The 18,511-nt window shown below is 73.5% G+C and carries 17 protein-coding genes; 10 read left to right on the top strand and 7 right to left on the bottom strand.

The window, feature by feature from the left end:
• Nucleotides 1–143 precede the first annotated feature (143 nt).
• Both ACFYMM_RS20455 and ACFYMM_RS20450 read left to right on the top strand, forming a co-directional pair.
• Nucleotides 144–3,101, top strand: coding sequence for a BTAD domain-containing putative transcriptional regulator (locus ACFYMM_RS20455; protein ID WP_388388421.1), 2,958 nt, complete (start codon nt 144–146; stop codon nt 3,099–3,101).
• Between the two features lie 207 nt (nt 3,102–3,308).
• Nucleotides 3,309–3,506 (top strand): hypothetical protein, encoded by a 198-nt coding sequence (locus ACFYMM_RS20450; protein ID WP_388388419.1) that lies wholly within the window; start codon nt 3,309–3,311, stop codon nt 3,504–3,506.
• A 140-nt stretch (nt 3,507–3,646) separates the two neighbouring features.
• On the opposite strand, the gene ACFYMM_RS20445 is transcribed toward ACFYMM_RS20450, so the two are convergent.
• Nucleotides 3,647–4,102, bottom strand: coding sequence for an ATP-binding protein (locus ACFYMM_RS20445; RefSeq protein WP_388388416.1), 456 nt, complete (start codon nt 4,100–4,102; stop codon nt 3,647–3,649).
• A 225-nt stretch (nt 4,103–4,327) separates the two neighbouring features.
• Here ACFYMM_RS20445 and ACFYMM_RS20440 point away from each other — a divergent pair, with 225 nt between their 5' ends.
• Complete coding sequence (locus ACFYMM_RS20440) at nt 4,328–5,068, top strand: class I SAM-dependent methyltransferase (protein WP_388388414.1); 741 nt, start codon at nt 4,328–4,330, stop codon at nt 5,066–5,068.
• Nucleotides 5,069–5,188: 120 nt separating this feature from the next.
• On the opposite strand, the gene ACFYMM_RS20435 is transcribed toward ACFYMM_RS20440, so the two are convergent.
• A complete protein-coding gene (locus tag ACFYMM_RS20435; RefSeq protein ID WP_388388552.1) occupies nt 5,189–6,790 on the bottom strand; it encodes a FadD3 family acyl-CoA ligase in 1,602 nt (533 codons plus the stop codon).
• Between the two features lie 102 nt (nt 6,791–6,892).
• Between ACFYMM_RS20435 and ACFYMM_RS20430 the strand changes: the two genes are divergently transcribed.
• Genes ACFYMM_RS20430 through ACFYMM_RS20420 form a run of 3 tightly spaced genes read left to right on the top strand, consistent with a single transcriptional unit; the run spans nt 6,893 to nt 9,241 of the window.
• Entirely contained in the window at nt 6,893–8,041 is a 1,149-nt protein-coding gene (locus ACFYMM_RS20430) for a lipid-transfer protein (RefSeq protein ID WP_388388412.1), read from the top strand.
• A 13-nt stretch (nt 8,042–8,054) separates the two neighbouring features.
• Nucleotides 8,055–8,468: a Zn-ribbon domain-containing OB-fold protein gene (locus ACFYMM_RS20425; RefSeq protein WP_388388550.1), complete on the top strand. Its 414-nt coding sequence runs from the start codon at nt 8,055–8,057 to the stop codon at nt 8,466–8,468.
• Nucleotides 8,465–9,241 carry an enoyl-CoA hydratase/isomerase family protein gene (locus tag ACFYMM_RS20420; protein WP_388388409.1) on the top strand — a complete coding sequence of 259 codons (777 nt, stop codon included), beginning with the start codon at nt 8,465–8,467 and terminating at the stop codon, nt 9,239–9,241. Before ACFYMM_RS20425 ends, ACFYMM_RS20420 begins: the two co-directional genes overlap by 4 nt.
• A 51-nt stretch (nt 9,242–9,292) precedes the next feature.
• Here ACFYMM_RS20420 and ACFYMM_RS20415 read toward each other — a convergent pair whose 3' ends face one another.
• Nucleotides 9,293–11,641 (bottom strand): PQQ-binding-like beta-propeller repeat protein, encoded by a 2,349-nt coding sequence (locus ACFYMM_RS20415; protein ID WP_388388407.1) that lies wholly within the window; start codon nt 11,639–11,641, stop codon nt 9,293–9,295.
• Between the two features lie 243 nt (nt 11,642–11,884).
• Nucleotides 11,885–12,628, bottom strand: coding sequence for a VOC family protein (locus tag ACFYMM_RS20410; RefSeq protein WP_388388405.1), 744 nt, complete (start codon nt 12,626–12,628; stop codon nt 11,885–11,887).
• Nucleotides 12,629–12,750: 122 nt separating this feature from the next.
• Here ACFYMM_RS20410 and ACFYMM_RS20405 point away from each other — a divergent pair, with 122 nt between their 5' ends.
• Nucleotides 12,751–13,398 carry a TetR family transcriptional regulator gene (locus tag ACFYMM_RS20405; protein ID WP_388388403.1) on the top strand — a complete coding sequence of 216 codons (648 nt, stop codon included), beginning with the start codon at nt 12,751–12,753 and terminating at the stop codon, nt 13,396–13,398.
• Nucleotides 13,399–13,484: 86 nt separating this feature from the next.
• On the opposite strand, the gene ACFYMM_RS20400 is transcribed toward ACFYMM_RS20405, so the two are convergent.
• Nucleotides 13,485–13,937 carry an Lrp/AsnC family transcriptional regulator gene (locus ACFYMM_RS20400; protein ID WP_388388401.1) on the bottom strand — a complete coding sequence of 151 codons (453 nt, stop codon included), beginning with the start codon at nt 13,935–13,937 and terminating at the stop codon, nt 13,485–13,487.
• A gap of 82 nt (nt 13,938–14,019) precedes the next feature.
• Here ACFYMM_RS20400 and ACFYMM_RS20395 point away from each other — a divergent pair, with 82 nt between their 5' ends.
• A complete protein-coding gene (locus ACFYMM_RS20395; RefSeq protein ID WP_388388399.1) occupies nt 14,020–14,640 on the top strand; it encodes a LysE family translocator in 621 nt (206 codons plus the stop codon).
• 13 nt (nt 14,641–14,653) lie between these two features.
• Here ACFYMM_RS20395 and ACFYMM_RS20390 read toward each other — a convergent pair whose 3' ends face one another.
• Both ACFYMM_RS20390 and ACFYMM_RS20385 read right to left on the bottom strand, forming a co-directional pair.
• A complete protein-coding gene (locus ACFYMM_RS20390; RefSeq protein WP_388388397.1) occupies nt 14,654–15,136 on the bottom strand; it encodes a nitroreductase family deazaflavin-dependent oxidoreductase in 483 nt (160 codons plus the stop codon).
• A gap of 85 nt (nt 15,137–15,221) precedes the next feature.
• Nucleotides 15,222–16,433 (bottom strand): acyl-CoA dehydrogenase family protein, encoded by a 1,212-nt coding sequence (locus tag ACFYMM_RS20385; RefSeq protein ID WP_388388395.1) that lies wholly within the window; start codon nt 16,431–16,433, stop codon nt 15,222–15,224.
• Between the two features lie 122 nt (nt 16,434–16,555).
• On the opposite strand from ACFYMM_RS20385, the gene ACFYMM_RS20380 reads away from it, so the two are divergent.
• Both ACFYMM_RS20380 and ACFYMM_RS20375 read left to right on the top strand, forming a co-directional pair.
• Nucleotides 16,556–17,746 carry an acetyl-CoA acetyltransferase gene (locus tag ACFYMM_RS20380; protein ID WP_388388393.1) on the top strand — a complete coding sequence of 397 codons (1,191 nt, stop codon included), beginning with the start codon at nt 16,556–16,558 and terminating at the stop codon, nt 17,744–17,746.
• Nucleotides 17,747–17,779: 33 nt separating this feature from the next.
• On the top strand, nt 17,780–18,445 hold the full coding sequence (locus ACFYMM_RS20375) for a pyridoxal 5'-phosphate synthase (protein ID WP_388388391.1): 666 nt from the start codon (nt 17,780–17,782) through the stop codon (nt 18,443–18,445).
• Nucleotides 18,446–18,511: the final 66 nt, after the last annotated feature.

The following is an 18,511-nucleotide window of genomic DNA, read 5'->3' as shown; positions in this document are numbered from 1 at the left end:
CGCGGAACTGTGCGGAGAAGGTGTGAGGAGGTTGTGGACTACCGTGTGGCGCCCTGTGATCGGCGTCTCGCACGGCTGACGCAACCGCCCTGAACAAGGCAAACTGACGTAGTTGTTCGGGATGGCCCTAGGGGGACGAACGCATGGACGGTGGACCGCGGGTACCGGAGCAGCGGCGTTCCGGATCCTCCTCGCCGGAGGACCCGGAGACGCTGCGCTTCGGCGTGCTCGGTCCGGTGCGCGCGTGGCGTGGGGAGAAAGCGCTCAACACCGGCTCCCCCCAGCAGCGCGCCCTGCTCGCCGCACTGCTGCTGCGCGAGGGCCGTACGGCCACGGCCCACGAACTGATCGACGCGCTCTGGGGCCCCGAGCCGCCCTCCCAGGCGCTGGCGGCGGTCCGGACGTACGCCTCACGGCTGCGCAAGGTGCTGGACTCCGGCGTCCTGGTCAGCGAGTCCGGCGGCTACGCGGTGCGCGGCCTCGGCGACGGCGCCCTCGACCTGGCGCTGGCCCAGGACCTGGCGGCGGAGGCGGAGAAGGCACGCGGCGCCGGGGACCTGTGCCACGCCCGGGACGTGCTGAACCGGGTACTGGGCCTGTGGGACGGCGAACCGCTCGCCGGAGTACCGGGCCCGTACGCGGACGCCCAGCGGACCCGCCTGGAGGAATGGCGTCTCCAACTGCTCGAATCCCGCCTGGACATGGACCTGGAGCAGGGCTGCCACGCCGAGGCGGTCTCGGAACTGACGGCCCTGACGGCCGCCCACCCCCTGCGCGAACGCCTGCGCGAGCTGCTGATGCTGGCCCTCTACCGCAGCGGCCGCCAGGCCGAGGCGCTGGCGGTGTACGCGGACACCCGGCGCCTGCTCGCCGAGGAGCTGGGCGTCGACCCGCGCCCGGGGCTCAGGGAACTCCAGCAGCGCATCCTGCAGGCGGACCCCGCGCTGGCGGAGCCGTCCGCGCCGGTCGCCGAACCGGCCGGGGTCCCGGTCCGCCCCGCCCAGCTCCCGGCCACCGTCCCCGACTTCACCGGCCGCGCCGCCTTCGTGAGCGAACTCAGCGAGGTGCTGGCCTCCGCCGAGGGCCGGGTGATGGCCGTGTCGGCGCTGGCCGGCATCGGCGGCGTCGGAAAGACGACACTCGCCGTCCACGTGGCCCACCAGGCGCGCTCCGCTTTCCCCGACGGGCAGCTGTACGTCGACCTCCAGGGCGCCGGCGCGCGGGCGGCGGAACCGGAGACCGTCCTCGGCTCCTTCCTGCGCGCCCTCGGCACCGCCGACTCCGCGATACCGGACTCGCTGGAGGAACGGGCGGCGCTGTACCGCTCGGTCCTCGACGGCCGGCGGGTCCTGGTCCTGCTGGACAACGCGAAGGACGCGGCCCAGGTACGGCCCCTGCTGCCGGGCACCGAGGGCTGCGCGGCCCTCGTGACCTCCCGGGTGCGGATGGTGGACCTGGCCGGCGCCCATCTGGTGGACCTCGACGTCATGTCCCCCGACGAGGCTCTGGCCCTGTTCACGAAGATCGTGGGCGAGGAGCGGGTGGCGTCGGAGCGGAAGGCTGCACTGGACGTGGTGGCGGCCTGCGGCTTCCTGCCCCTGGCGATCCGCATCGCCGCCTCCCGCCTGGCGGCGCGCCGGACCTGGACCGTGTCCGTGCTGGCGGCGAAGCTCGCGGACGAACGCCGCCGCCTCGACGAACTCCAGGCCGGCGACCTGGCGGTCAAGGCCACCTTCGAACTGGGCTACGGCCAGCTGGAACCGGCCCAGGCCCGGGCGTTCCGGCTGCTCGGGCTGGCGGACGGCCCCGACATCTCGCTGGCGGCGGCAGCGGCGGTGCTCGACCTCGACGCCGAGGACACCGAGGACCTGCTGGAGGCCCTGGTGGACACCTCACTGCTGGAATCGGCGGCACCGGGCCGGTACCGCTTCCACGACCTGGTCCGGCTCTACGCGCGCGCTTGCGCGGAGAGGGACGAGGTGGTGGCCGGTGAGCGCGGCGCCGCCATGTCGCGGTTGCTGGACTTCTACCTGGCGACGGCGGCGGGGGTGTACGCCATCGAGCGGCCCGGGGACCGCACGGTGGTGCACCTGACACCGACCCATTACCCGGGGCTCTCCTTCGAGGACCACAAGGACGCCCTGGACTGGCTGTACCGCGAGGCGGACTGCCTGCTGGCCTGCGTTCGCCAGTCCGTCTCCCCCACCACCCTGCACCGGGCCGTGGACCTGCTCCTCGCCTCGAAGGACCTCGCCGAATCCGGCGCCAACGCCCACCAGTTCGGCGCCGCGGCGACCGTCGTCCGTGATGCCGCCCACGCCGCCGGTGACGCCCGCGCCGAAGGCCGCGCCCGGACCACCCTGGCCCAGGTCCACATCACCGCCGGCCGGTTCGACGAGGCCGAGGAGGAGACCCGGCACGCCGTGGAACTCGCCCCCGACGCCCACGACCCGTGGATCGACTGCAACGCGCCCAGTGAGCGCGGAATCGTGGCCGCGTACCGGAACAAGCACGACGAGGCCGAGGTCTATCTCCAGCGGACCCTCGCCGCCTACCGCGCCGACGGCAACCTCCCGGGCGAGGCGAGCGCCCTGTGCAACCTCTCCCGGGTGCACCTGGCGATGGGCAGGGTCGACAGCGCCGTGGAGCTGGCGGAGGCGGGAGTCGACATCTACCGCCACATGGGTCTCACCGTCCGGGTGGCGAACGGCAGTTACGCCCTCGGGCTCGCGCTCATGCAGTCCGGGCGCTCCGAAGAGGCCCACACACAGCTCTCCGAGGCCCTGACGATCTTCAGGGACAGCCGCCAGCGCCTGTGGGAGGGGATGACGCTCTTCCGGCTGGCCGAGGTCCAGCTCGCCTCGGACCGCCCGGCTGCCGCCGCCGCCCAGGCGGAGCAGTCCCTGTCGGTGCTCCTGCACGTCGGAGGGGACTGGCGGCGCGCCAACGTCCTCACGGTGCTCGGCACATCGCTGAACGTCCTGGGCGAGTCGGACCGGGCCCGCGCCTGCTGGCTGGACGCGCTGGCGGTCTTCGAGCGGTTGGGCGCCTCGGAGGCCGAAGGCCTGCGGCGCCTGCTGTCCCCGGCCACGGCGGGGTAGGCCCGACGGGGCGTTCATCATTCGTTTATCGTTCCGGAGCATCCTCTAAGCAGTCGATTCGTCGCGTCGGGGGGCAGGCGAATCGGCCGCGTGGCCGAGCGCCGCCGGCGTGATCGGCTGTGGATGGCCCGTCCGGAAGCCGCTCGGGGGAGCGTCCGGACGGGCCCTGCCGACCCAGCACACCACTTCGCAACGGAGTCCACGACGATGAGTGACAACAAGCAGTCCCACGACATCACCCCGCAGGAGAGCCACATCACCGGCGGCGAGACCGTCGAGGCCTCCACGGGCACGGGCACGGTCAGCCCGCAGGAAAGCCACATCACCGGCGCGGAGACGCTCACGGCCGGCGACGACAAGGTCACCACCCTGGAGAGCCACATCACGGGCGGCGACCCCCGCTAGTCCTGGTCGACGGGGGGGAAACGGGGGGCCCGGGGGAAATCGGGGGAATCCAGGGGGCGACGGGGGAACCCCCGCGGGGGATCGACGGGGGCAACGGGGGAACAGCTCGGGGGAATCCACGGGGGACAACCACGGGGGAATCAACGGGGGATCGGCCGCGGCGGCGCGGAGGGGGAGCCGTCGCGGCCGAGGTGTGTCCGGGAGAGGGAGGGAGCGGGGGCGGGCGGGCAAATGGGGCCCGGGGATGGCTTTGAGGTTGGGGCTTCCGGCAGCTCGCACCAGACCGTCTTGCCGGTCGCCCTCTGCTCCACGCCCCACCGCAACGCCACCGCGTCCAGCAGTGCGAGACCACGGCCGTTCTCGTCGGCGGCGGTGGCGTGCAGGAGGGTGGGGAGGGCACGGGCGTCGGGGTCGGTCACCCCGACGCGGACACGGGCGCCCGCCGTGCGGCTCACCCGGACGCGGACCGGCGTGCCCTCCCCCACGTGCCGGATCACGTCGGCGACGAGTTCCGTGACGCAGAGTTGGACGTCGGGGCAGGGGGCGCCGAAGTGCCGGCGGAGGGTCCGGCGCAGGCCGGGGACCGCGTCGGGCACGGCGAGGAGGTCGAGGTCCAGCTTCGGGGCGGGGATCGAAAGCGGGGCACACCTTCCAGCGCTCGTGAAGCAGTACCGTCATCGCGCCTCACCTGCACGCCGGGTTCGCTTGGCGGCTTGCGGCCGGTGGGTGGGGACCGCCGAGCCAAGGGCGGACCGAGGCGAGGGCCGGCCAGTGCCCCAATCGTGTTGACCGCCCCCGGCAGGCGGTGCTGGAGTCGGCACGTGGACAGCATCCCCGCCAACCGGCGGCTCTGGAATCAGATCAGCAGCGCCTACCAGCACGAGCACGACCCGCAAATCGGCGCCGCACCCCGGCTGTGGGGCATGTACTCCATTCCCGACGCGCACCTGCACGCCCTGGGCGACGTCACCGGCAAGCGCGTCCTCGAACTCGGCTGCGGCGCCGGCCAGTGGTCCAGGGCACTCGCCGCCGAGGGCGCCACCGTGGTCGGGCTCGACCTGTCCGAAGCCCAACTCGCCGCAGCGACCCGCGCGATGGGAGCGGCCCGCTACCCGCTGGTACAAGGCGCCGCCGAACAACTCCCCTTCGCCGACGCCGGCTTCGACCTGGTGTTCTGCGACTTCGGCGGGCTCAGCTGGGCGCCCCCGCACCTGGCCGTACCGCAGGCCGCACGCGTCTTGAGGCGAGGCGGGCGACTGGTGTTCAACGTCGCCAGCCCATGGTTCGAAGCTTGCTACGACGAAGCCGCCAGCCGCGTGACCACGACGCTGCAGCAGGACTACTTCGGGCTGAACACCATCGCCGAAGGCGACGGGGCGACCAGCTTTCAGCTCACCTACGGCGACTGGGTCAGGGTCCTGCGCGGCGCGGGTCTCGTCATCGACGACCTCATCGAGCCGCGGCCCGAACTCGGAACACCCAACGGCTACAACGAAACCGACCCACCCGACTGGGCACACCGCTGGCCGGCGGAACTGCTCTGGGTGACCCACAAACCGTAAGTCCCACCGCGCCGAGACGAGAAGACATCCCCTCGCCGAGCAGGCGTTGCGGCCCCACGGCAACCTTCACCAACACCGGCCCACTCCGGCCGACCCCAATCCACCCCAACCCACCCCACCTCACCCCAGCAACCCCAGCTCCCCCTTGAGCACCTTCCCGCTTGCGTTTCGTGGTAGTTCGGGGACGAAGCGGACCGTCCTCGGTACCTTGTAGTTGGCCATCTCGCGGCGTGCCCAGGCGATCAGGTCGTCGGCGGTCAGGGCCGTGCCGGGGCGGCGGACCACGTAGGCCTTGCCGACCTCGCCGAGCCGGGCGTCCGGTACACCGATGACGGCCACGTCCGCCACGTCCGGGTGCAGGCCGAGCGACTGCTCTATCTCCGCCGGGTACGCGTTGAAGCCGCCGACGATGAACATGTCCTTCAGCCGGTCGGTGATGCGGAGGTTGCCGGCCTCGTCCAGGACGCCCACGTCACCCGTCCTCAGCCAGCCCTCCGCCGACACCGCCTCCCGGGTCGCCGCCTCGTCCTCGAAGTAGCCCCGCATGACGGTGAAGCCCCGGACCCGTATCTCCCCCGGGGTGCCGGGGGGCAACGGTTCGCCCTCGGGGCCGGTCACCCTCACCTCCGTGCCGGGGATCGCCCGGCCCGACGTCGAGGCGATCACCGTGGGGTCGTCGCCCCGGCGGCACATCGTCACGATGCCGCTCGCCTCCGAGAGGCCGTACGCCGTCAGGACCGTCTGCACGCCGAGTTCGTCCCGCAGCCGTTCCACCAGCCGCAGGGGGACCACCGCCGCGCCCGTGACCACGAGCCGCAGCGCCGACAGGTCGTGCGCGTTCCTCGCCGGGTGGTCGAGGAGGGACTGGTGGAGGGTGGGCGGGCCCGGCAGCACCGAGACCCGTTCCGACGCGATGTTCGCCAGCGCCGTGTCCACGTTGAACACCGGCTGCGGGATCATCGTCGCGCCCCGCATCAGGCAGGCGATGATCCCGGCCTTGTAGCCGAAGGTGTGGAAGAACGGGTTCACGATCAGATACCTGTCGTCCCGCCTCAGCCCCGCGAGGTCGGCCCACACCTCGTACGCCCTCAGCGTCTGCGCGTGCGTGATCAGCGCGCCCTTGGGGCGGCCCGTCGTACCCGAGGTGAACACGATGTCCGAAGCGCAGCCGCCGTCCAGCCGGGCCGCCCTGTCCCGCGTGGTCGCCTCCCCCACCGCGTCCCCGGTCGCCAGGAACTCCTTCCAGGTCCGGAAGTCCGCCGGCGCGTCGTCGGAGAGGACCACCACCTGGTCGAGGGACGGAAGGCCGGGCAGCGGGCCGCGCCCCGTTCCCTCGCCCGCCGCCCGGCGCAGTGACGCCACGTACGACGTGCCGAGGAACGTCCCCGTCACGAACAGCAGCCTCGCCCCGCTGCGGCGCAGCACGTCCGCCGCCTCCGCGCCCTTGAAGCGCGTGTTCAGGGGGACCAGCACGGCCCCCGCGGACACCGCCCCGAGCGCCGCGGCCATCCAGTCCAGCGTGTTGGGGGCCCACACGGCCACCCGGTCGCCCGGTTCGACGCCGCTCGCGATGCAGGCCGCCGCCGCCCGCTCCACGCGCGCGCCCAGTTCCGCGTACGTGATCCTCGTACGGCCCTCGACCACCGCCTCGGCGTCCGCGTACCGTTCGGCCGCCGACCGCACCAGGACGGGGATGGTGCCCCACTCCACGTCGCCTCGCACGACAACCACCAGCCTCCCGAGCACCGTTACTGACTGTCCGTCAGGTTAGCTGTAATCTGACGGCCTGTCAGCTGATCGGACCGCGTGCGGAGGTGCACCAGCATGGCCGGAATCAAGGACGCCACCGCGATCGTCGGCATAGGACAGACACCGTTCGCCAAGCACCTGCCCGAGGACGAGAAGACCCTCGCCTGCCGTGCCGTGCTCGCCGCCCTCGACGACGCCGGGATCGCGCCCGGCGAGGTCGACGCCGTCGCCTCCTTCACCATGGAGGAGACCGACGAGGTGGAGCTGGCGAAGGCCGTCGGGTTCGGGGACCTCACCTTCTTCAGCAAGGTGGGCTACGGGGGCGGCGGTTCGTGCGCCACCGTCGCCCATCTCGCCGCCGCCATCGCCGCCGGGCAGGCGACGGTCGGGGTGGCCTGGCGGTCCCGCAAGAGGGGGAGCGGCCCCCGGCCCTGGACCAACACCGCCGTCCAGCTGCCCACCCCCGCCCAGTGGACGCGGCCCTTCGGCCTGCTCCGGCCGGCGGACGAGATAGCCATGCTCACCCGCCGGTACCTGCACGAGTACGGCGCCACCCGGGACCATCTGTTCAACGTCGCCCTCGCCTGCCGCAACCGGGCCAACCAGAACCCCGCCGCCGTGATGTACGAGCGGCCCCTCACCCGCGAGATGTACATGACCTCCCGCTGGATCAGCGAGCCGCTGTGCCTCTACGACAACTGCCTGGAGACCGACGGGGCCCTGGCCTGCGTGGTCGTGTCGAAGGAGCGGGCCCGGGACTGTGCCAGGAAGCCTGTCTACGTCCACTCCGCCGCCCAGGGGCTGCCCGCCCAGCACCACGGCATGGTCAACTACTGGAACGACGATCCGCTGACCGGGCCCGCCTGGACGGCCGCCCGGCACCTGTGGAAGCACGCCGACCTCACCCCCGAGGACGTCGACGTGGCGCAGATCTACGACGCGTTCACCGCGCTCATCCCGCTCTCCCTGGAGGGCTACGGCTTCTGCGGGCGCGGGGAGGGCGGCGCCTTCACCGAGGGCGGGGCGCTGGAGATCGGCGGGCGGCTGCCCCTCAACACCAGCGGCGGCGGTCTCAGCGAGGCCTACGTCCACGGCTTCAACCTCGTCACCGAGGGTGTGAAGCAGCTGCGCGGGACCAGCACCGCCCAGGTCCCGGGCGCCGCCACCTGCCTCGTCACCGCCGGCGAGGGCGTCCCCACCTCCGCCCTTCTGCTGAGGAGCTGATCCCCCGATGGCCCTGCTGACCCCCGTCACCGACGCCGACGGCGCCCCCTTCTGGCAGTACGCCGCCCGGGGCGAACTGCGCGTGCAGACCTGCGCCGACTGCGCGGAACCCCGCTTCCCGCCCCGCCCCTGCTGCCCGCACTGCCAGTCCTTCGCGAGCGAGTGGCGGCTGATGTCGGGGCGGGCGCGCGTGTGGTCGTACGTCGTGCCGCATCCCCCGCTGCTGCCCGACTACGCGGCGCGGGCGCCGTACAACGTCGTGGTGGTCGAGCTGGCGGACGCGCCCCGGATACGGCTCGTCGGGAACGTGGTCAGCCATGCCGGGGCGGCGCTCGACTCGGTCGCACCGGAGCGGATCCGGATCGGCGCCCGGGTGCAGGCGGTGTTCGCCGACGGGATGCCCCAGTGGGTCCTGGAGCGGGCGTGAGAACGCTGCGCATCGCCTCCGACAAGGACACCGGAGTCGCCGTCGTCACCCTGGACCGGCCGGAGCGGCTGAACGCGATCGACCTCGCCATGGCCCGTGAACTCACGGAGGCGTGGCGGGCGTTCCGGTACGACGACGGTGTGCGGGCGGTCGTCCTCACCGGTGCCGGGGGGCGGGCCTTCAGCACGGGGCTCGACCGGGACGCCGTCGTGCCGCAGCCCTCGTCGCCGTACATGCAGGACGATCCGCTGCTCGGCGTCGGGCCGAAGGCGAACGACCTGTGGAAGCCGGTCGTCGCCGCCGTCGCCGGGATGGCCTGTGGGGGTGCCTTCTATCTGCTGGGCGAGAGCGACTTCGTCGTCGCCGACACCACCGCCTCCTTCTTCGACCCGCACACCACGTACGGCATGGTCAGCGCCTACGAGTCCGTGCTGATGGGGCAGCGGATGCCGTACGGGGAGGTCGCGCGGATGGTGCTCATGGGGGGCGCCGAGCGGATCGGGGCGCGACGGGCGTACGACATCGGGCTGGTCTCCGAACTCACCGAGGAGGGGGGTGCGGTGGAGGCCGCCGTCCGGTGTGCGGCGGTCATCGCCCGGCAGCCGGCGGCGGCCGTGGAAGGCACCGTGCGCGCCCTGTGGGCGGGCCGGGAGGCGGCCCGTGCGCACGCCTACGCGCAGGCCCCGCATCTCATCGCCCTGGGCAACCTGCCCGCCGACCGGCAGGCGGAGCTGTTCGGCGGGCGGGACCGCGAGGCGCCCCGGGTCCGCTGAGGACGCCTGAGAGGGGCCTGCGGTCACCGCCTGAGCCCGGGACCGGCTGGGCTACGCCGTCCGGGCCGTGCCCGTTCCCTTCTCCGCGTCCAGCGCGTACACGCACCGGTCCTTGCTGCACGCGTACACCACGCCGTCCCGCACCACGGGCGAGCCGGTGATCTCGCCGCCGGTGGCGAGTTTCCAGCGCAGGCGGCCGTCGTCGGCCTTCAGGGTGTAGAGCAGGTGGTCGGTGGAGCCGAAGTGGATGCGGCCCTCGGCCACGGCGGGGGCGCCGACGACGTCGCCGCCCGCCTGGAAGCGCCACTTGGGGGTGCCGGTGACGGCGTCCAGCGTGTAGAGGCCCTTGCCGCTGCCGACGTGGACATGGCCGGCCGCGACCAGGACCGGCTCGATGGAGGAGCGGGCCTCGGTGGCGATGCGCCAGCGGTCGCGGCCGTCGGTCGCGTCGAGGGCGTAGACGGTGCCGAGGTAGTCGGCGAGGTAGAGGCCGCCGCCGGTGACGGCGGGGCCGGGGGCGAAGGTGGGCGGGGAGAGGAAGACGGCGGGGGCCTCGAAGTGCCAGCGGACCATGCCGCTCGCCACGTCGACGGCGAGGACCCGGGTGCCGGCGGAGACGTACACGTAGCCGTCGGGGGCGTGGGTGAGGCGGATCGGGACACCGCCGCAGGAGGCGGCGTCGCCGACGGGGTAGGACCAGCGCTCCTCGCCGGTGCGGGCGTCCAGGGCGCGCAGTCGGCCGTCCTGCCAGACGAAGACGGTGCCGTCGTGGACGGCCGGGCCCGCCTCGGGGGACTCGAACTCGGTCTGGCAGCCGCTGATCTCCCACAGCTTCTGGCCGTTGGAGGCCTCCCAGGCCTGGACTCCGCCGCCCCGGGTGCCGGTGACGACGGTGCCCCGGTCGGCCTTCAGCGAGTACACCCAGGCGTCCGTGGACAGCCGCCACAGGTCGGCTCCCTCGCGGGCCTCCAGGGCGAACAGGGTGGGGCCGTCGGAGGCGTGGATACGGCCGTCCGCGACCGCCATGGACCAGGCCACGTCGCGGGTCTTGAAGCGGCGGCGGCCGGTGCCCACGTCGAGGGCGTGCACCTCGAAGGAGGTGACGTAGACGAGGTCGCCGGCGACGGAGGGGGTGCCCCAGACGTCGTTGGACATGCGGAAGCGCCAGGGGCGCCAGCCGGCCGCCGTCTCCGGGGGTACGGGCGGGGCGGTGGGTACGGCGGGGTCGGTGCCGTTCAGGCCGGGGCGCGGGCGGGACCAGTTGGCGACCAGTCCGGCCTCCGGCGGGGGCGCCTTGACGGCGGCGGCGCGGGCGTCGGCGACGCGCGGGCCGGGGCCGATGGGCACCTGGGCGCCGGCCAGCCGGACCGGTCCGGTGTCGGGGGCGCCGACCGGGGCCGCGACGGGACCCGGGACGACGGGGTCGTAGGACGGCGGCGGCGGTACCGCGAGACGGCCGCCGCTGCGGGCGCCGGACGGTGACACGGACGGTTTGACGGCGGGCCGGCCGCCACGGCGGGACTCGATGAGGCCGACGGCCTTCTCGGGCAGCCAGGCCGAGGCCGTACCGCTGTCGTCGGAGCCGGAGCCGAAGAGATGGGGGGCCAGCTGGGCCTGGAGGTCGGCCGGGTTGGGGCGGCCGGTCGCCTCCATCTGCATGCAGGACTCGATCAGCGGGCGCAGTTCGTCCGGCAGGCCCTCCAGGTCCGGGCCCTCGCGCAGCAGCATGAAGACCGTCTCGACCGGGTTGGCGCCGTGGAAGGGCGGGTGGCCGGTGGCGGCGAAGACGAGCATGGAGCCGAGCGAGAAGACGTCGCTCGCGCCGGTCACGCTGCGGGAGTCCTTCGCCTGCTCCGGGGACATGTAGGCGGGGGTGCCGACCGCCACGTTCGTCATCGTCAAACGTGTGTTCGAGACACCGGAGGCGATACCGAAGTCGATGACCCGGGGGCCGTCCTCGACGACGAGGACGTTCGAGGGCTTGAGGTCCCGGTGGACGAGACCCGCGCCGTGGATCGACTGCAGCGCCTCCGCGACGCCCGCCGCGAGCCAGCGCACCGCCTGGGCCGGGAGCGGCCCGCACTCGTTCACTATCTCTTCGAGCGAGGGCGCGGGCACGTAGGCCGTGGCCAGCCACGGCACGGCGGCGCGCGGGTCGGCGTCGACCACGGCCGCCGTGTAGAAGCCGGAGACCGCGCGGGCCGCCTCCACCTCGCGGGTGAAGCGGACCCGGAACAGCTGGTCCTCGGCCAGTTCCGTGCGGACCGTCTTGATCGCCACCCGTCGGCCGGACGCCGAGCGCGCGAGATAGACCAGCCCCATGCCGCCGGCCCCCAGCCGTCCCAGCACCTCGAACGGCCCGATCCGCCGCGGATCGTGCTGCGTCAGCTGATCCACCACTTGCCTGCCACCTCCCCGTACAAGCCGCGCCACCTCATATGTGTACGCGACCCCGTGCAGCGTCTCACCACCGCACCGCCATGGCGGCACGCACCCCGATTCTTCCTGGCCGGAGGGCCGGTTGCGAACCAGGGGGCAATCGGGGTGTCACCGGCGATACCGGGACGAATTGGCAGGGACGGGGCGCCGAGGGACCTCGAGGAGCGTCGCCGGAAGGGGACGGCCGGCGGGGATTCGGGTCGGTCAGCGCTCCAGGAGGGCGAAGGAGGCCCCCTGGCCGTCGCTCACCACCGCCACGGTGCCGTAGGAGGCCTCGAAGGGGCCCGCCTGGATCCGGCCACCGAGACGGCTGACGGCACCGAGGGCGGCGGCGGTGTCCGCGACCCGGAAGTGGACGAGGAAGTGCGGGGGCATCGGCGCCGCGAAGACGTCGGAGACCGGCGCCCGGCCGAAGTCGGGCGCGGCACCGGAGCCGAAGAGGGCGTCGTGGAAGAGGCCGCCGTAGAAGTCGTTGGCCCGGTCGATGTCACGGGTGTACAGCTGGGCCCAGCCGAAGGTGCCGGGCTCGTGCCGCCGCCCGAACCCGGGGTGGGCGCCCGCCTGCCACAGGCCGAACACCGCGCCGTCGGGGTCGGCGACGAGGGCGGCCGTCCCCAGGCCGTCGGCCGGCAGCGGGGCCGTCACCAGCTGCCCGCCGGCCGCGGTGACCCGCCGGGCCAGCCCCTCGGCGTCCGGCGTCGCGAAGTACACGGTCCACACGGTGGGCATACGGCCGTCCGTCTTGGGCGTGAGCGCGGCGACCGGCGAGCCGTCCAGCAGGGCCCACACCGAGGAGCCGTACGCCGCCGGCGGCCGCGCGAAGCTCCACCCGAAGAGCTCCCCGTAGAACCGCTTGCCCGCCTCCACGTCCGGGAGCTGTGCGTCCACCCAGCACGGGACGCCCTCCCCGTACCCCTCTTCGTTCATGGATGCCCTGTTTTCGGCCATGCCGTCAAAGTAACCGCGCCGCGTGCGACCCGCAGACCAGGCACACCACCCCCAGCGCTCCCGTGCACCCCATTTGCAGTCGGCCGAATCGCGCTCCCATCACCCCTCGGTAAGCTGACGACATGACAGGACAAGTGCGTACCGTCGACGGCCGCGTGGCCGGCCGGCGTGGGCAGGCGACCCGGCAGAAGCTGCTCGACTGCCTCAGCGAGATGCTCAGCTCCTCCCCCTACCGGGACGTCAAGGTCATCGATGTCGCCCGCAAGGCGGGTACTTCGCCCGCGACCTTCTACCAGTACTTCCCGGACGTCGAGGGCGCCGTCCTGGAGATCGCCGAGCAAATGGCCGCCGAGGGCGCCGGGTTGACCCAGCTGGTCGCCGGGCGGTCCTGGGCCGGCAAGGCCGGCTGGCAGGCGGCCCAGGAACTCGTGGACGGGTTCCTGGAGTTCTGGCGCAAGAACGACGCGATCCTGCGCGTCGTCGATCTCGGCGCCGCCGAAGGGGACAAACGGTTCTACAAGATCCGTATGAAGATCCTCAACTCGGTGAACAACTCCCTGGCCGAGTCCATCACCGAGTTGCAGTCCAAGGGCCGGATCGACAAGGACGTGAACCCGGCGGCGATCGCCGGTTCGCTGGTCGCGATGCTCGCGGCGGTGGCCGCGCACCAGAAGGGCTTCTCCTCCTGGGGCGTCAAGCAGGCCGAACTGAAGCCCAACCTGGCGCTGTTGGTGCACCTGGGCGTGACCGGCAGGAAGCCGACCAGGTAGTACGGCGCCCTGTTCGCCGGGTCTTCCCGATTGCCAAGTCCTGTCTCGCAGGCGGTGGTTCCCCGAGCGGACCACCGCCTGCGCCGCTATGCGGGCAGCGGCCGGTCCCGTACGACGTGCTTCATCACCAGCGTCGACGTCAGCCGCTGCACGCCCGGCAGCGTCGCCAGCCGCTCGTCGTACAGCCGCTGGAAGGCGGCCAGGTCGGCGGTGGCCACCCGGAGCAGGTAGTCCGGCTCGCCGAACAGTCGCTGCGCGTCGAGCACGTGCTCCACCTCGCTGACCGCCCGCTCGAAGTCGGCGACCGTGTCCCGGTCCTCCTGCCGCATGGACACGAAGACCAGCGCCTCGAAGGTCAGCCCGACCGCCGCCGGGTCGACCACCGCCCGGTAGCCCTGGATGGCGCCGGAGCGCTCCAGCTCGCGCAGCCGCCGGTGGCACGGCGAGACGCTCAGCCGCACACGGCCGGCCAGCTCGGTCACCGTCTGCCGCCCGTCCTTCTGCAGCTCGGCAAGGATTTTCTGATCCACGTCGTCCATGAAGAAGATATTTGCTCAGAGTAGGCGATCATGGGCAAACTTCGGGAACACTTTCGGGCCAATCGCGCCTAATGTCCCCGGCATGGACTCGGGACTCCTTCTCTCCTTCCTCGCCGTCGACCTGCTGCTGGTGTGCGTGCCGGGCGCCGACTGGGCGTACGTGATCGCGGCCGGTCTGCGCGGCCGCTCGGTGACGGTCGCCGTGGCCGGTCTGCTCACCGGGTACGCCCTGCACACGGCCCTGGCGACGGCGGGCCTGGCGGTCCTGGTCGCCGGCTCGCCCCGGCTGCTCACGGCGCTGACGGTGGTGGGGGCCGGGTATCTGGTGTGGCTGGGGTGGGGCGTACTGCGCCGGCCGGCGGCCCCCGGGGCGGCCGGGGATCTGGCGGCCGGCCCGGGCCGGGTCTTCGCGCGGGGCGCCACGATCAGCGGGCTCAACCCCAAGGGGCTGCTGCTCTACCTCTCCGTGCTGCCGCAGTTCCTCACCCTCCGCGGCGCCCACCTTCCGGTGCCGGCCCAGACGGCCGCCCTGGGCGTGCTGCACATGGCCTGCTGCGGCACCGTCTACCTGGCCGTCGGCACCCTCTCGCGCACCCTGCTGTCGACCCGCCCGTCGGCGGCCCGCGCGGTCACCCGGACCTCGGGGGCGGCGATGCTGGGCATCGGGGCGTTCCTGCTGGTGGAGCGGCTGGCGACACTGTGAGCGGGGAACGCCCTCACGGAGTCCGGCGGACGATCCGGAAGACCCGGATCTCCCGCTCCACCCGCGCCTGGTAGGTGGCGTACGGCGGCCAGAACGCCAGCAGCGCCTGCCAGGCGGCGGCGCGTTCGGCACCCTCCAGCAACCGGGCCGTGACCGGGATGTCCACGCCCTTCCAGCTGACCGAGGCGTCCGGGTGGGCGAGCAGGTTGTGGCTCCAGGCGGGATGGCCGGTCCGCCCGAAGTTGGACCCGATCAGCAGCCAGCTCCGGCCGCCCTCCTCCGGCATGCAGCCGAGCGGCGTACGACGGGGCAGCCCGCTGCGGGCGCCGGTGGAGGTGAGGACGACCCCCGGCAGCAGCTGGGCGCTGAGCAGCACCCTGCCCCGGGTGACCCGGTGGACGGCCCGGTCCATGGCCGGAACCACATGCGGGGCGACCTTCGCGAACCCCCGGGTGGACGACACCTTCTGCACCAGCCGCACTCCGACGCCTGCCATCAGACCGCCACCTCCACGCACTCACCGGACCACCGGGATCCGACCGTCACCGACCCCACCGACCCCACCCTCTCCCCCAGCCGCATCAGACCGCTACCCCCACGTCCACCCCCGCGTCCGCGAACAGCCGCGCCCGCTCGGCCGCGTACCCGCGCAAGCGGTGTGCCGGGCCGAACAGCAGGTCGTCCCCGGCGGCGCGCTTGAAGTACAGGTGGGCCTCGTGTTCCCAGGTGAATCCGATGCCGCCGTGCAGCTGGACGGCCTCGGCCGCCGCCAGCCGCAGCGCCTCCAGCGCCTGGGCGAGCGCCAGGGCGCCGACCCGCTCGTGAGGCGCCCGCGCGGTGGCCCAGGCGGCGTAACAGGCGGCGGAGCGGGCCGCCTGCACCTGCACGTACACGTCCGCCAGCCGGTGCTTCACCGCCTGGAAGGATCCGATGGGCCGCCCGAACTGCTCGCGCTGCCCGGCGTACTCCACGGTCCGCTCCAGCGCCCGGCCGGCCGCGCCGACCGCCTCGGCGGCGAGCACAGCGGCTGCGGTGTCTCCCAGGGCGGACAGCGCGGGGAGGACGGCTGGCGCCCCGGCGTCGTCCGCGCCCAGCGACTCGGCCCGTACGTCACGGAGTTGGACCCGCCCCTGCGGCCGGGTGGCGTCCAGGGCGGTCTGCCGCACCCGCGCCACCCCGTCCGCGTCCCCCGGCACCAGGAAGAACAGGGTCCGCGACCGGGCGAAGCCGCCGGTGTGGGCGGCGACCAGGAGCAGGTCGGCGCTGTGTCCGTCCAGCACCTGGTCGACCTGCCCGTACAGCCGCCACCCGTCGGCGGTGTGCCGGGCCTGCACCCCGCCGGCCCGTCCCCCACCGGCCCAGTCCCCGCCGTTGTCGCCGGTGAGGGCGAGGGCGGCGGCCAGGGCCGGTCCGGGGACGGCGAGGGCCGCGGTGAGGGTGCCGGCGGCGAGGCGGGGCAGCAGGTCGGCCCGCTGGGCCTCGGTGCCGAGGGCCAGGACCAGCGGGGCGGCCAGGACGGTGGTGGCGAGGAGGGGGGAGGGGGCGAGGGCGCGCCCGGTCTCCTCGCAGGCGAGGGCGAGTTCGGTGACCGAGCAGCCGACCCCGCCGTACTCCTCGGGGAGGGCGAGCCCCGGCAGGCCGAGCCGGTCGGCGAGGGCGGCCCACAGGGCGGGGTCGTGTCCGGCGGGGCTGTCGACGGCGGCCCGCACCTCCCGTGCCCCGCAGCGTTTGCCGAGCAGCTCGCGCAGGGTGCGGCGGATCTCGTCCTGTTCGGCGGTGAGGCGTGTGTCCATGGCTGGTCCCTCAGTCCCTCCCGACCGGATCTGACGGTTCGTCATATTAGGGCGGGGGCACTCCGATGCCCAGGGGTACGACGACTGCCCCGGACCCGCACATCTGATGTACCGTCAGATTCATGACCGCTGTGACCGCCAGGACCGCTGCCGGGAAACGGGGAGTAGCCGTGGTGGGCGTCGCCCTCTCCGACTGCGGGCGGGTGGACGACGCGACGCCGTACACCCTGCACGCCCAGGCGGCCCGTCGGGCCCTGGCCGACGCGGGCCTGGACCGCTCCCTGGTGGACGGCTTCGCCTCGGCGGGCCTCGGGACGCTGGCGCCGGTGGAGGTCGCGGAGTACCTCGGACTGCGCCCCACCTGGGTGGACTCCACCTCCGTGGGCGGCTCGACCTGGGAGGTGATGGCGGCCCACGCGGCGGACGCGATCGCCGCGGGCCACGCCAACGCCGTCCTGCTCGCCTACGGCTCGACCGCCAGGGCGGACGTCAGAGCCGGCCGGCGCACCGGGAACCTGTCCTTCGGCGCGCGCGGCCCGCTGCAGTTCGAGGTGCCCTACGGCCACACGCTGATCGCCAAGTACGCGATGGCGGCCCGCCGCCACATGATCGAACACGGTACGACCGTCGAGCAGCTGGCGTCCGTCGCGGTGCAGGCGCGGGCGAACGCGGCCCTGAACCCGGACGCGATGTTCCGCACGCCGGTGACGGTCGACGAGGTGCTCTCCGGCCCGATGATCGCCGACCCCTTCACCAAGCTGCACTGCTGCGTCCGCTCGGACGGCGGCGCGGCGGTACTGCTGGCGGCCGAGGAGTACGTCCGTGACTGCCGTACCGCTCCCGTCTGGGTCCTCGGCACCGGGGAGCACGTCTCGCACGCCGCCATGTCCGAGTGGCCGGACTTCACGGTGTCCCCGGCCGCGGTGAGCGGACGGCTGGCGTTCGAGCGGGCGGGGGTCGGGCCCTCGGAGATGGACTTCGCGCAGATCTACGACGCCTTCACCTACATGACGCTGGTGACGCTGGAGGACCTCGGGTTCTGCGGCAAGGGCGAGGGCGGGGCCTTCGTGGACGAGGGCCGGCTGCTGGTGCGGGGCGGGGAGCTGCCGGTGAACACGGACGGCGGCGGCCTGTCGGCCCAGCACCCCGGGATGCGCGGCCTGTTCCTGCTGGTGGAGGCGGTACGGCAGCTGCGCGGGGAGGGCGGTGAGCGGCAGGTCCGCAAGGCGGGCGGACGGCTGCCCCGGCTGGCCGTGGCCTCGGGCACGGGCGGCTGGTTCTGCTCCTCCGCGACGGTGGTCCTGGGCAGCTGACGCGCGCCCCCGGGCGGGAGTGATACTCGGGTCATGCACACCGATCTTCACGAGCTGCTGCGGTCACTGCGGGTGTGGGATCCGCGGGTCACCGAGCTGCCGCCGTTCGACCCCGCCGCCGCGCCCGACACCCCGCTGCCGCTGTTCGAGGGGTGGTTCGCGCAGGCGGTGGCGGCCGGGGAGAGGGAGCCCCACACCATGTCGCTGGCCACCACCGACGAGGACGGCGACCCGGACGTACGGATCGTGATGCTGCACGGCGCCGACGCGGAGGGCTGGTCCTTCGCGACCCATGCCACCAGCCGCAAGGGCCGCGCGCTCGACGCCCACCCGTACGCGGCCCTGGCCTTCTACTGGCCGGTGCTGGGCCGCCAGGTGCGGGTACGGGGGCCGGTGACGTCGGCGCCCGCGCCGGAGAGCCAGGCGGACCTGCACGCCCGGTCGACGGGGGCGCTGGCGGCGGCGCTGACCGGCAGGCAGAGCGAGGCGCTGGGCTCGCTGGAGGAGCTGAGGCAGGCCTCGGAGGCCGCGTGGGTCCAGGCCCGGGAGAACCCCGCGGCCCCCTCCCCGACCTGGACGCTCTACCGGCTGCGGCCGGAGCAGGTGGAGTTCTTCCAGGGCGACCCACAGCGGCGGCACGTCCGCCTGGAGTACCGGCGGACGGGCCAGGCGTGGAGCAGGGGACTGCTGTGGCCGTGAGGGCGGACTAGGGTGCGGCTCCGGGGCGTCGCCCGTCAGGACGCCCGGTCAGGACGCCCGGTCAGG

Origin of the sequence: Streptomyces sp. NPDC006739 (assembly GCF_042869815.1) — a bacterium.
Taxonomy (GTDB): Bacteria; Actinomycetota; Actinomycetes; order Streptomycetales; family Streptomycetaceae; genus Streptomyces.
This window is presented reverse-complemented; position numbering and strand designations above follow the sequence as displayed.